Annotated in this window: 10 protein-coding genes and 7 pseudogenes; 10 read left to right on the forward strand and 7 right to left on the reverse strand. The window is 67.5% G+C overall.

Annotation, left to right across the window (positions count from 1 at the left end; all coding sequences use genetic code 11):
- Positions 1-674: recombinase zinc ribbon domain-containing protein (locus BCD48_RS13570; RefSeq protein ID WP_198543229.1), on the reverse strand; the 674-nt coding region annotated here is incomplete at its 3' end.
- Here BCD48_RS13570 and BCD48_RS13575 point away from each other — a divergent pair.
- Positions 642-920 (forward strand): annotated as a pseudogene (locus BCD48_RS13575) (IS110 family transposase); the annotation flags it as partial. The gene BCD48_RS13570 and the pseudogene BCD48_RS13575 overlap by 33 nt on opposite strands.
- A 1,573-nt stretch (positions 921-2,493) precedes the next feature.
- Here the strand turns inward: BCD48_RS13575 and BCD48_RS56550 are convergent.
- Positions 2,494-3,006, reverse strand: coding sequence for a hypothetical protein (locus BCD48_RS56550; RefSeq protein WP_083418587.1), 513 nt, complete (start codon positions 3,004-3,006; stop codon positions 2,494-2,496).
- Positions 2,993-3,388: pseudogene (locus tag BCD48_RS56555) on the reverse strand (Hint domain-containing protein); the annotation flags it as partial. The pseudogene BCD48_RS56555 and the gene BCD48_RS56550, both read right to left, overlap by 14 nt.
- Between BCD48_RS56555 and BCD48_RS13580 the strand changes: the two are divergent.
- Together BCD48_RS13580 and BCD48_RS56560 are read left to right on the forward strand one after the other, a co-directional pair.
- Positions 3,387-3,962 (forward strand): annotated as a pseudogene (locus BCD48_RS13580) (transposase family protein); the annotation flags it as partial. The pseudogenes BCD48_RS56555 and BCD48_RS13580 overlap by 2 nt on opposite strands.
- Positions 3,963-4,138: 176 nt before the next feature.
- A pseudogene (locus tag BCD48_RS56560) lies at positions 4,139-4,627 on the forward strand (integrase core domain-containing protein); the annotation flags it as partial.
- A 447-nt stretch (positions 4,628-5,074) separates the two neighbouring features.
- Here BCD48_RS56560 and BCD48_RS13590 read toward each other — a convergent pair.
- The 4 genes and pseudogenes from BCD48_RS13590 to BCD48_RS56565 form a co-directional block, all read right to left on the reverse strand.
- Positions 5,075-5,389, reverse strand: a pseudogene (locus BCD48_RS13590) (ISAzo13-like element transposase-related protein); the annotation flags it as partial.
- Positions 5,390-5,520: 131 nt separating this feature from the next.
- Positions 5,521-6,528, reverse strand: coding sequence for a glucose 1-dehydrogenase (locus tag BCD48_RS13595; RefSeq protein WP_241841704.1), 1,008 nt, complete (start codon positions 6,526-6,528; stop codon positions 5,521-5,523).
- Positions 6,525-6,779, reverse strand: a complete 255-nt coding sequence (locus BCD48_RS50635) for a hypothetical protein (protein ID WP_131803977.1) — start codon at positions 6,777-6,779, stop codon at positions 6,525-6,527. Before BCD48_RS50635 ends, BCD48_RS13595 begins: the two co-directional genes overlap by 4 nt.
- Before the next feature lie 365 nt (positions 6,780-7,144).
- Positions 7,145-7,438 carry a hypothetical protein gene (locus BCD48_RS56565; protein ID WP_198543230.1) on the reverse strand — a complete coding sequence of 98 codons (294 nt, stop codon included), beginning with the start codon at positions 7,436-7,438 and terminating at the stop codon, positions 7,145-7,147.
- 529 nt (positions 7,439-7,967) lie between these two features.
- On the opposite strand from BCD48_RS56565, the gene BCD48_RS13610 reads away from it, so the two are divergent.
- The 7 genes and pseudogenes from BCD48_RS13610 to BCD48_RS13630 all read left to right on the forward strand — a co-directional run.
- Positions 7,968-8,150, forward strand: a complete 183-nt coding sequence (locus BCD48_RS13610; protein WP_071048734.1) for a hypothetical protein — start codon at positions 7,968-7,970, stop codon at positions 8,148-8,150.
- A 383-nt stretch (positions 8,151-8,533) separates the two neighbouring features.
- A complete protein-coding gene (locus BCD48_RS13615; RefSeq protein WP_241841705.1) occupies positions 8,534-9,043 on the forward strand; it encodes a GNAT family N-acetyltransferase in 510 nt (169 codons plus the stop codon).
- 207 nt (positions 9,044-9,250) lie between these two features.
- Positions 9,251-9,472: a helix-turn-helix domain-containing protein gene (locus tag BCD48_RS13620; RefSeq protein WP_071048736.1), complete on the forward strand. Its 222-nt coding sequence runs from the start codon at positions 9,251-9,253 to the stop codon at positions 9,470-9,472.
- A 50-nt stretch (positions 9,473-9,522) separates the two neighbouring features.
- Positions 9,523-9,645, forward strand: coding sequence for a hypothetical protein (locus tag BCD48_RS56570; protein ID WP_274536524.1), 123 nt, complete (start codon positions 9,523-9,525; stop codon positions 9,643-9,645).
- A 331-nt stretch (positions 9,646-9,976) separates the two neighbouring features.
- Positions 9,977-10,302 (forward strand): annotated as a pseudogene (locus BCD48_RS56575) (trypco2 family protein).
- Between the two features lie 547 nt (positions 10,303-10,849).
- Positions 10,850-11,434: pseudogene (locus tag BCD48_RS56580) on the forward strand (P-loop NTPase); the annotation flags it as partial.
- A gap of 503 nt (positions 11,435-11,937) precedes the next feature.
- The coding region (locus BCD48_RS13630; protein WP_206745010.1) for a tetratricopeptide repeat protein at positions 11,938-12,918 on the forward strand (981 nt) is incomplete at its 3' end.

Consider the following 12,918-nt stretch of genomic DNA (forward strand, 5'->3'; position numbering starts at 1 on the left):
TGCGTAGTGTCCGACTCCCCCCTCGGACACTCTCCCTCGTACATGATCGCCGGAGGCTTGGCCTCGGCGATCACTCGGTGTGCTCCTGGTTCGTAGGTGAGCTGGAGTCCGAGCTGGGCGTAGATCTCGGCTTTGTCCGCTGGGTCGGCCTCGGCCACGGCGGCGACGATGTCGCCCACGGCAGCGACCAAATCGGTGATCTCGTCTTCTGTCATGCGCTTGCGGCCGGTGGTCGCGCGCAGGCGGGCCTGGGCGGCGGCGCGTTCGGTGTTGGCTTTGGCGGTCCAGCGGGCGACGAGGGCGGGGTCGGTGCCGGCTTCGAGGGCGAGCCGGTAGCGCTCGAGCTTGAGGTCGCAGTCGGTGATCGTCCGCCATGCCTGGGCGAGGTCGTCGTCGTGGCTGATGGTGGTGTCGTCGTCCTGGGCGGCGGTGAGGGCGGCGATGGTCGTGTGCAGCCGGGGTGGGGTGAAGGCGCGGGCGAGCCAGCCGTCGAGGTGGGCGACGATGAGTTCCTCGCGGACGTAGACGCTGCGGGGGTGCTGCACGTGGTTGGCGAGGGCATACTGGTCGGGGAAGACGCAGCGGTAGTGAGGTTTGCCGTTGTTCCAGCTGCCCTGCATCCGCCGCTGGCAGATCCCGCAGCCCTCGGTGCCGCCGCGATGGCCTGCGCCCACAACACGCGCACCTACCTCGGAGCCCGCTACCGCCGCATCGCCACCCGGCGCGGACCCCAGAAAGCCAACGTCGCGGTCCAGCACGCGATGCTCACCGCGATCTGGCACATGGCCACCACCGCCACCACCTACCAGGACCCCGGCGCCGACTACTACACCCGCCTCAACCCCGAAAGAGCCAGAACCCGCGCCGTCCGCCAACTCGAGACCATGGGCTACCGCGTCACCCTCGACACCGCATCCTGACCTCACCGGCAGCCGGCAGCCGGCGCGCGACAACGCGCCGGCAACTCCACCTGCCCAGCTATCAGCGACCGGTCACGAATCTTCGCGTCAGCGACCCGCCACGGCGATCAAGCCGCGATCACGGCGGAAGTCAGGTTTCACACGTCCGTCGGGATCCGGTCACTGCAACACCTTTCGGTACTGGTGTTGCAACACCGCTAGAACTTAAGCCGCCCTACCGGGGCCAAATCAAACCGCCGTAGCCAGGCCGGTCGTGTCAGCTACCGATCCAGCGTGTCGGTCGAGGTATGGCGCAACCACGGGATCGCGGCCGTGACCACGTTCGAGCACGAGGCCTGGCAGCGCCCGAGGCTCCGTGGCGTGAAGCCGGAGCCGGCACGGAGCCACCCCGCTGGTGCGGGTCCGGCGCGGGATCGGGCCGGGTGTCGATCCCCGGGCCGGCAACTTCGCACGCCTGGCCGGCGGATCGTGCTGGTCCGAACAGCGTCGACACCCACCGCATCGCCCTGATCGCCGCAGTCACCATGGAGGACAAATGGTGGCCGACTGCTGGGTTCCCTGCGGATCACAGCGGTGGTAGTCGGCGGCACTGATCTCGGGCGATGGCGGCGGGACCCCCACCGCCCGACGCATGAGATTCGCCGACCGCGCGAGGAAGCAGCATAGATATCTCTGTCGCTCGGGCGGCCAACGAAACGTCAGCAGTGATCGCCCGACTCGAGCACTATCTCTACGAAGCAGGTGCCACCTGCGGCGAAGCGCACCCGTGCCGGTTCGATCACGCCACGGTTGACTACTGACAGCTCAACCTCGGTCCAAATCACCGTCGAAATCCAGGATTTTGGATCCATTCTCCGAGGTGATTCCAAACTCCTTCGATATCGTGTGGATAGATTTTTCCAGGAACTGCAATCTCCCCTCCCAGGGGTAGGGAGATTCGGCGCCGCAGTAAGCGTTCACGTCAATACCACTGCCTCGCAGCTTGTAGATATTCGTTTCATCACCCATTTGGGCATCAAGCGCAAACTCTTCGGCCGCCCCCTGCGTCCTCTACTAAACAGAATCCAAGTAGCTGGACTGCCATGGGCCCGCGACCTGCACAGATACGCTCGGATGGGTCCACCTACCAGCATTCCCACCAGTAGAAGTCGAGATGAATTCACTATCTCCTCTATTTTCAACAACATGTGCCCTAATATCCAAGTTATCGCCCTGGGGTTTGAATCAGCGACCCGGACAGTTACCCACCGCCTACAGTATGGCGGCGTCGATTCCATGCATGACGCGGGCTAAACGTTGTACCCCTTACTTCTAAGTCGCTCAGCCAGCGACGTTTGATGGGGTGGTCTGAGGATAAACTTGTCTTTCTTTTCGTCATACGAGTCCAAATAGCCACTCACTTGCGATCCAGCCTGATACTCATCTTCATCATCGATATACAGGGCGTCGATCAGTCCAACTCGCGACAATCCAAGATCAACAATAACTCCCCACCGAAGGACCGCAACTATACTGCCTGACACCAGAGTCCCAATGAGTCGGCGTTCACCCTCCTCCAGCTCATGCAGGTTCATCACCCGACCAGCGATCTCGGGTATTGGTTCAAGATGTTAAACAGGGTGTTCGGGATGGCCACTTCGGTCCCAGGAACTCCGTTGTGAGAGCCTACGTGCTGACTGAAATAGCGGTCGAAGTCGGCTTTCGGGATTCGAATGTGGATCACAGCCGAGTCGTATTGCCCGCGGCTTGCATAGTCGAGCGCTATTTCTCTGCCCTCGTCGTGGGGCCCAAAGTAGGCTCTTCCGTCGGGATATCCGTTCCCAGACCCAGGAAAGTCCGCCGGATCAAAGCCATCTTTCAGCAACTTGCCTGTCGCCCCCTTGGCTGGCGCCTTGTAAATCGACACATCGCACGCTGGATCTGTGTTGTGAACCAGGACCGGCGTTTTTCCTGCGAGTACATAGTACGTGTGGAGGTCGGTGACGGTGAGGTTGTAGGCGGGTGCCTGGCGGCTGGTCCCGGGCTCGAGGCCGGATACTTGTCGCCTCGCGGCCGTCGGCGCGTAGCAGTTTCTCGCCGGAGGCAAGTTGGTCGGCGCGTTCGAAGCGGTGGTCGGTGGCGGACCAGAACGGGTGGTCCTCGGTGGTGGTCAGCACCGTACCGTCGGCGAAGAGGAGGTCGGTAAGGGTGTCGTTGTGGACCCAGACGTGGACGACCGTCTTCGCTGCCTGTTCCCCGGTTTCGGGGTTGGTGGCAAGGACCTGGTCGCCGGCGTGGATCTGGTCGATGGGTTTGGTGGTGCCGTCGGCCATCAGCACGGGGGTGGCGCCGGCGAAGCTGCAGGCGTGTACGAGGTCATCGCCGGCTCGCGCCGCGGCGCCTTCACCCTGTACCGTGCCAGAACTCGAGTTCCGGCCCTTGAACTGCGGCTTCGCTGTCCGCCACGGTGGTGCATGATCGTGATTCATGGTGGTGCGGCTGACGTATCTCGCGATGGTTCGGGTGTTCGGCTGGCTGGTCCTGCTGACGCACAGCGACGCGGCGAGGACGTCGGAGCTGCTGGTGCCGCGTCATGAGGTCTCGGTCCTACGCCGCCAGGTCCGGCGGCCCCGGTTCACCTGGCCTGATCGCGCGATCCTGGCCGCATTGGCCCGGTTGCTGCCCCGGGAGGTCCGGGCACACCGCCTGGTGACCCCGGCGACGTTGCTGGCGTGGCATCGCCGCCTGGTCCGCCGACAGTGGACCTACCCGCACCGGATGGGCCGCCCGCCAATAGATGAGGAACTGCAGGGGCTGGTGATCCGCCTCGCCCGCGACAACCCGACCTGGGGTCATCGCCGTGTCCCGGGCGAACTGTTCGGCCTGGGCCATCGGATCGGCGCGGGTACGGTCCGCCGGATCCTCGCCGGTGCGGGTCTCGGCCCGGCGCCACGTCGCCACGCCGACACCAGCTGGCGAACCTTCCTGCGAGCCCAGGCCAGCGGCCTGCTCGCCACCGACTTCTTCCGCATAGACACGATCGCGCTACGCCGGCTGTACGTATTAGTAACGTGGAATCTGGCCGCACGATCTGCGCATCACCGAGTGGATCTTCTTCCTTCGATGCCGTTCTTGCTTTTGCCCAGGTCGATTCCGACATAGCCGGCGTTTCGAGGCTCGTACCCGACAGGTCCGAGCGCATCGGGAACGATCTTCTAGGGGCCAGATTCCACAGAATGCTGTTCGTCATGGAGATCCAGACGTGGCGCGTCCACATCCTTGGCGCGACGGCCCACCCGACCGGACCCTGGGTCACCCAACAAGCACGCCAACTCGTCATGGACCTCGACGGGCGGCTCGACGCGTTCCGGTTCCTCATCCGCGACCGAGACGCGAAATACACGAGGTCGTTCGACGACGTGTTCGCCTCCGAAGGCATCCAGGTCGTGCGGACTCCCCCGCGGGCTCCGCGGGCGAACTGCTACGCGGAGCGGTTCATCCCATCGGTCCGTCAGTAGTGCACCGACCGGATCCTCCTCTACGGCGAACGCCACGCCACCACCGTGCTCGACCAGTACGCCCGCCACTACAACGACCACCGACCCCACCAAAGACGAGACCAACGACCACCGAACCACGACCTGGCCACCGTCACACCCCTCGACGGCCCGATCCACCGCCGCAAGGTCCTCGGAGGCGTGATCAACGAGTACCACCAGGCCGCCTGACCGAACAGCGAAACCCCAGGTCACGCCCCCGAATCGAGTTTTGGCACGCTACAGCCCGCTACTTCCGATGCGGCGCACGGGCTGGCCCGACCGTCCGGGGTGGCACAGGAACTCTTCCGACCGGCTGCGTAGCCACGCGAAGCAGCGGATGTTTCTCGCCTTCATCCCTGATACGGCGGCGGTGACGGCCGAACCGTCCGCCGCCGGGCATGTCAGCCGGGCAGATCTCGTGGCTGGTTCTCGGCGCTAGCGGGGGTAGTTGGCCAGGTCGCGGTCTCGTCACGGATGATCGTTTGGATGATCTCGAAGCGGGCGCCGTCATCGCCGCGTCCGGCGTGATGACCACGGCCCGGCCACCCGAGGCCCGAACAGCGATCATTCATGATCGAACGGTTGGCGCAGTCGCGAGTTGTGGCCCATCGGAGAACCCACGACGACAGACGCGGTGAAGCGCCCGACCAGCTCCTTCTTCTTCGTGTCGACGCTGATCACCGGGTCACCGGCGGCCAGGTACGCCGCCGCGGTGGTGTTCAGGTACCGGAACTGGGCGTCGCGGTCGGGGCTCTGCGCGCCTTCCAGGGCCTTGCGGGTCGACTGCAGGCTGTAGCCCGCCGACTTCAGGATCTTGGCGACGACGGAATGGCTGACCGCATGCCCCGCCCGGGTCAGCTCGCGGGCCAGGTGCCGCGTCGACTTCGTCGTCCACCGCAGCGGCGACTCCGGATCTCCACGGGTTTCCGGCTCGACCAGCGCGTCGAGTGCGGCCATCGCCTCGAACTTCTCGGACCCCGTACTTGGCGTGACTGGCGCGCTCGTGGATGAAGCCGATGACCTCGTAACCGGGAGCAACTCCCTCGGCCGCGGGGCCGGTCTTCGTCACGATCCTGGCCAGGTCATCGCCCGCCGGACACGGTGATATCGGTGCCGGTGACGTACGATGCCGCCGGCGAGACCAGCCACGACACAGCGTCGGCGATCTCTTCGGGGCGGCCCATGCGACCGAGCGGGCTGCTCGCGCCGACCTCCTGCCCTCCTGGGGTGGCCGCGGCCATTTCCGTGTCGATAGCGCCTGGCGAGACGCTGTTGACACGGATCCCTTCGGGGGCGACCTCGTTGGACAGACCACGGCTGAACGTCACCACGGCGCCTTTCGTGGCCTCGTACGGCACGACTCCTTCGACGTCGGGGAACGCCGCCTGGGCGGCGATCGAGGCGATGTTGACGATGGAGCCGCCGGTGCCGCCGTGTGCGGTCGACATCGCTCGGACGGCGTGCCCGGCGCAGATCATGGGGCCCACGACGTTGACCTGCATCAGCCGGGTCAGGTGGTGCGCGTCCTGCTCGTCGATGCGTGCCTGCTTGCCGGTTGTCCCGGCGTTGTTGACCAGTGCGGCCAGCAGCCCCAGCTCACGCTGGGCGCGTTCGAACATGTCCGCGACGGCATCCGGTGCCGCCACGTCCGCGCGCACGGCGATGGCCCGGCCGCCGCGTCCACAGATGGCCGAGACCACCGATTCGGCGCCGGCCGCGTCCGCCGCGTAGTTGACCACCACGCCGTACCCGTCCTCGGCCAGCTTCTGGGCGATCGCGGCACCTATACCCCGGCTGGCGCCGGTGACGATCACCGCGCCTTTCCCCTGCTCAGTTCGCGTCATCTTGTCGACCTCCGTCGCGGCATCTCTTGTAGGGGCGGGCCGCACTTTGCCGTCCGCAACGTCAACGACCCGACGATGAACGATCAGCAAGACAGGCTGACCAACCACGCCGAGCATTACCCACAGGGCCACGGCGAAACCCCACGCCATCCCTGATCGGAGCGGGGCGCCTGGCGTCGCAACGTGGCCGCTTCCGTGGCTGATGCTGGCAACCGGGGCAGCCGGAGGCAGGTTCGGGTCGTTCACCCCGGTCGCCGACGAGCCAGCTGTTGTCCTGGGTGTGGACACCCGCGTACCGGCTCGTTGTCAAGCACCACCGGATCGGGTTCGCTGAAAACCTCGAACGCCCAGCCCTGCGCCGTCGCCACCTGCTCGGTCCAACCAAGGGTGAACGCGACCTCCCCGCTGGCGAGGCGCCGGCGCGGCTTGACGTCGATGACTGAAATCAGCCCGTCCGCTCGCACCGCCACGAAGTCGGGGACATGGCGGCGCACCATGCCGTCGACGTTCGCGACCAGCTGGTGTTGAACGGCTGCGACACGACCTGCCGGAGACACGGGTCTCGGTCTGCCAGCAGCAACCAGGCCAACTCCAGCCGCGACTCGTAGCCGACATGACCGCCCGTCACCGCGGACCAGTACAGGCCCGAGTAGTGAGCCTGACCCTGCCGCCACCGGAACGCTCGCCACGGCAGCGCACCGTCAAACCCGATCGCCATCGGGCGGTCGAGGTCGACCTCGTCCACGCCGTGGGCCCGGCGCACCCGGAGCCGAACGGTCTCCGCCGCACCCGCCGACCGCGCCATGTCATGACACCCCCAAAGGCTCCTCATCGCGACGATAAGAAGACAGAAAGTGCCGATCTAGGGGTGGACGTGTGATCCCTTGTACGCTCGCCCCGGCCCCGCCCTCAGCCGTGGCCGGCTGTCCCGATCTGCCATCAGCAGCCAGGCGAGCTCCAGACGCGACTCATAGCCGACATGTCCGCCCATGACCGCCGACCAGTACAGACCCGAATAATGTGCCTGCCCTCCACGCCACCGGAAGGTCCGCCACGGCAGCACACCGTCGAACCCGACTGGCACCCACCGATCCAGGTCAACCTTGCGGACACCGTCGACCCGGCGCAGCCGCAGCCGGACAGAGTCAGCTTCCACCGGCCGCGCCATGATCGGAAATCCTCTCAACGCTCCCATCTGTGACGATAGGAAGGCGCGAGATCACGATCTAGGGCGCGATAGTGATCTCGCATGTCCTCGAAGGCGCGACGCCGTTGGCAACCGAAGATCCACCTACCTGGGTCTCTTCATCTCCCCGGGGAAGATGAAGTGCTCGGCGGGAATATGAAGATCAACGGGAGAACGTACAACAGGCCCATCGGCGTACCCGACCGGGGGCCTGTGCGCGGGCCCGACCAGGGGCCTGCCTATTGGGCAGGTCGCCGGGTGACAGCGACGCAGGTCAGCGGCCCGCTGTCTGTACCCGAGTGGACCAAGACTCGGGAGTACCAGCGTTGTGTAACCCGAAGCAGTTGTGGCAGCCGCTGACGGTCGGCAGCTACTTGCCTCTTATCCGTGCCGCCGATGTGTTGACGATCGACGTCGGTGATCGGTAGGAAGCGAAGCGGGCGCCGCAGGTCGTGATCCATCCCCAAAAGGGGAGTGGTCACGATCAAGGAGACCCGCGGTGCCTGACCCCGTCGTTGTTCGACTTCTCGTCGCGCTGTGCGCGGCGCTCGCCGTCATCGCCGGCATCCTCGCCCGTGCCGACGGAGCCAGCCTGCCCGGTGCGACGCTGCGCGGTGGGGCCGCGTTCGCCGGCGCGCTGGGCCTGGCGCTCGCCGTGCTCGCGGCGCTGGGCGCGCTGTAGCCGGCCGCCTGGCCCTCGCCCATGCTTCGAGGGCAAGCGGACCCGCACCGCAGCCGCCCCCGGCGGCGAGGAGCGGAAGCCGCGCGGCAGCACTCCCTGGTGGCGTCGACGACCTTTCGGCAACGCCAGCTCGCCAGCGCCCATGTAGGGATCGAACGAAGATGAGCAGCCGATCCTTGGGGTTCGCAGCTTACGTGAGCAGAACTCCGGTCCCGCGGCGGAGCCAGTTGAGCAGTTCTTGCTAGTGCTGCCGGGAGCGGAGTCCCACCGTCAGCTACTGAACGTGACCGCATTTTGGGTCCGGTGGAGGAGACTGAGGAGGGGTTCGACGTCGCTGGACGGCCTGCCCGCCGCGCCCAGCGGACCCGGTACAGCCAGCTTCCATGGCGGCGTCCAGCCAGCGCGTGCCGTGGGAGAATCGCGCTGATGGAGTGCACCGGTGCTCGGGACGGGCGGGACCTGTGAGGATCGAACCGGCGGACGACGCCATGTTCCGCGAACGCGACGCCTGGCGTTACTACCCGCCTTACGACTTCTACGACAGTGACGGCCTGCCCGTGAAGAACCCGGAGCTCTTCTTCGCCGTGCGCGACGACGATGGCGCCCTCATCGGCTTCTACTTCTTCGAGCCGGTCGACGACGGGCTGTTCTACGGGTTTGGCCTGCGGCCGGATCTCACTGGTCGCGGGCTCGGCGAGCAGTTCGTGTTGGCGGGCCTGGAGTTCGCCCGCCCTATCTACGGCCGGTGCCGCGTGGTGCTCGATGTCGCGGCCTTCAACGAACGCGCCATCCGCCTGTACCGGCGCCTCGGTTTCGCCGAAACCGGCCGGCATACCGAGACGTTCGACGGTTACGGGCCTGTGGAGTTCGTCGACATGGAAAAGCCCGGCTGAACGCCCTCCGCGTCGGGCTGGGTCGATGTGGAGGCTCTGTTCGCCGAGGGCGGCGACCCGTCCCACCTCCGGCCGCGACACCCAGCACCACCGATGGAAGCCACAGGGATCACGCGCCGCCGTCACTGAGGGTGACTGCTCAAATAGCTCGCGACCCGATGCTCATGTAGTGCTCAACTACGAGGCCGAGCTGGACGAGGTGATCTGATGCCGATCGCCGTCGACATCGACGTGATGCTCGCCCGGCGGAAGATGTCCGTCGGCGAGCTCGCGGACCGGGTAGGGATCACTCCCGCCAACCTGGCGGTCCTCAAGAACGGCCGCGCCAAGGCGCTGCGCTTCGCGACCCTCGCCGCCCTATGCGAGGTGCTCAACTGCCAGCCCGGCGACCTGCTGCGCTGGGAGGCCGAGGGCGCCGCGGGCGGATGACCTGCCCCGAGCGAGCTGGATTCAGATCGAGGTACGGAGGGCCTGCGCAGGTGTTCGGCGACCTCGGCGGGGTGCGTGGTCAGGCCGACGTGGCCACCGGGGACGTGCTGGAGTTCCGTGCCGAGGCGAGCGGCCAGCGACGCGGCGGCCCGGTAGGGAAGCTCGCCGCGTGAGTCCTGGCCGCCCGCGAGAACGAGCGCGTCCGGCAGCGTCTCCAGCCGCACGAGTCGGGGGTGTAGGAGATGAAGCTCGGCACGCTGCATTGCCTCACCCCGATACGGCGACCATGACGGCCGAACCGTCCGCTACCGCCCAGAGCGCCCGGTCCGGACCCGCAGGAGCGACGCGTCGAGTCATTCCAGCTCCCATGGCGGGGCCGGCTCGCGGTCGTCTGTTGGCGGCTGCCGTGGGCTTTGGCTTGGGTGCCGGATCTGCGGCTGGTGGTCGGCCTAGACAACGTTGCCGGGCGTTGTGGCAGTGCGCGATAGTCTTGCTACTTCTCGCATGATTCGTCACGTGGATTCGGGGGCCTTAGTGTCTGAGCCGTGGGTGGGGTTGGCGGAGGCGATCGGGGCGGTTCGGGCGGAGTTGGTCGCCGCGCAGGCGGCTGGTGTGGGTTCGCCGATCCGGTTCGCGGCTGAGCCGATTGAGTTGGAGCTGGGTGTGGAGGTTGCGGCTGGCGGTAAGGCGGATGCGGGGTCCGGATTGGTGTGGTGTCGATTGGTGCGGGTGGGCAGCGGTCCTCGACGTCGTCGCATCGGCTGACGGTGCGGTTGGCGCCGGTTGATCCGACTACGGGTGATCGGTCGCTGATCGGCGACGACGAGTAGCTCGCGGTAACGGGGCGTGGCTATGGGGGGTGGAGTCGGCGCACCGTCTGGCCAGGTCGTCGAGGTGCGGGCAGTTCGCGCCGATGGGCGGGAGCGGGTCGGCTCGGGCCTGTTGGTGACATCGCGGCTGGTGTTGACGGCCGCGCACGTGGTCTTTCCTGACGGTGATGCGCCAGCGGGCCGAGTGCGTCTTCGTGTCGGGGTCGGTCCGGGCGGGCGGGTCGAGGCGGAGGGTCGTGTGGTGTGGCCGGCGTCGCGGGCGGGGGTGGACGCCGCGTTGGTCCAGATCGTGTCCGATGGGTGGAGCGGGCCGCCGGTGGATCGGCTGCGGTGGGGGGTGTTCACGGGTCGGACGGGTGGGATCGCGTGTCAGGGGGTCGGCTTTCCCCGGGTGCTGCGTGAGGGCGATGCGGTGCGGGAGACGAACCAGCTGGTAGGGCACGTCAATCCGCTGGGTGGGCTGGTGAGTGACCGCTATGACGTGAACGTCGATGACCCGCCGCCGTTGGCTGGGCCGCGCGACGGTGAGCTGTCGCCGTGGGCGAGCATGTCGGGGGCCGCCCTGTTCGCCTCCGCGGATCGCCAGGGTGGCGGGGCTGGGTGGCTGTTGGTCGGGGTCGTGATCGCTGATCTGCGTGGGTTCGCCGGGGGCCGCCTCTCGGCGGTACCGGCGGAGACGTTGCTGGCCGACGGCGAGTTCCGCCGGCTGGTAGCGGCGGATGGTGGCGAGGTCAGCTGGCAGTCCGTCGAGCTAGTTGGTCTGCTCACCAACCAGCCCAGGCTGACCCGGCTACGAACGCCGGCGCAGCTTCTGCGGGCCGACTCCGCCGTTGTGGGTCTGCGGGGTGTTAGCGAAGAGCTGCTGACCGAGTTCGCCGACTGGTGCCACAGCGTCGGGGACACCGCAGTGCGGCTGTTGACCGGTCCGGGTGGGCAGGGCAAAACCCGTTTCGCCCGTGAGCTGTGCGTGCGGATGCGGGAGGCGGGGTGGGTAGTTGGCCTGGCTATCCCCAGTGAACAGGCGGCTGTCGACGAGGTGGCGGCCACGGACCGGCCGGTGCTGGTCGTCGTGGACTACGCCGAAACCCACAGCGGCTTCCTCGACCGGCTGCTGGGCCTGCTGGAAGATCGGGCCAGCCGCCGGCCGGTCCGGCTCCTCCTGGTCGCGCGCACCGCCGGGGACTGGTGGATGGACCTGTCCCGCCGGCACGACCTGGCAGAGGCAGCCGAGGTCGCGGCCTTGGCGTCGGTGGACGTCACGGTCGCCGGTCGCCGGGAGGCGTTCGCGGAAGCGGTCGAAGCGCTGTCGGCCCGCCTCGACGAGGTCGACCCCACGGTGGACTGGCCAGCCCGCGCCGCCGCGATCGTCCCTCCCCGCCTGGATGGGGATGATTTCGGGCAGGTTCTTGCTGTGCACATGGCGGCGCTGGTCGCCCTGCTCGATGCTGGCCGGCCCTCGGACTCCTCGCCGGGGGGGCCGGGTCCTGGGATCGGGTCGCGGATCGGCTGCTGCGCCACGAAGAGGACTACTGGATCCGAGCGGCCCATGACCGGGGCATCGACCGTGCCCGGTCGACGCTGGCCGACGGGGTCTTGGCCGCGACGCTGTGTGGCGCCGCGTCCCACCAGGAGGCGATGGCCACCCTGGCCCGGTTGCCGGGTTTCGCCGGCACGGATGGGTTTGCCTATGACGTGCGGGACCGGGCCGCGCGCTGGCTGGCCGACCTCTACCCGCCGCCCGCCGACCGGCCCGACAGCCGGTGGGGTGGGGTGGTACCCGACCGGGTCGCGGAACACTTCGTTGCCCGCGCCGTCGAACAAGATGAGGGAGCCGACAGACCCGGACAGTTGCTCGGCGGCGCCAGCGCTGGGCAGATCTACCAGGCGTTCACGGTGTTGGCTCGGGCCTCCGCGACCAGGCACAACCTCGCCGACCTCGTCTACCGGCTGATCGTCAGCGATCCGGCCAGCCGGGCCGTGCCCGCGGTACGGGTCGCGATCGAAACCCCCAGCCCACCCGAGCTGCTCCGAGCGCTCACCGACGCAGCGGATCAGCTCGACGCCGCCCGGCTCGCCGACGTGATCGACGAGCTGCCTCGCTACAGCACCCGCCTGCTCGATCTCGCCGCCGAACTGCAACAGACATCTGTCACCCGTCTGCGGAAATCCGCCTTCTCCGACGATGCTCTATCCAATCTCGCGCACGCGCTGACCAACCTTTCCGCGCGGTTGGGTGAGCTGGGCCGGTGGGAGGAGGGCCTGGCCGCGAGCGAGGAGGCCGTCGATGTCTACCGGCGGCTGGCCGAGGCCCGGCCCGAGGAGTTCCTGTCCGACCTGGCCGGGGCGCTGACCAACCTGTCGGTCGACCTGGGTGGGCTGGGTCGGCTAGAGGAGGGCCTGGCCGCGAACGAGGAGGCCCTCGCCGTCTACCGGCGGCTGGCCGAGGACCGGCCCGAGGCGTTCCTGCCCGACCTAGCCATGTCGCTGACCAACCTGTCGGTCGACCTGGGTGAGCTGGGTCGGTGGGAGGAGGGCCTGGCCGCGATCGAGGAGGCCGTCGCGATTCGACGGCGGCTGGCCGAGGCCCGGCCCGAGGCATACCTGCCCAACTTGGCC

Origin of the sequence: Pseudofrankia coriaricola (assembly GCF_001854805.1) — a bacterium.
Lineage (GTDB): Bacteria > Actinomycetota > Actinomycetes > Frankiales > Frankiaceae > Pseudofrankia.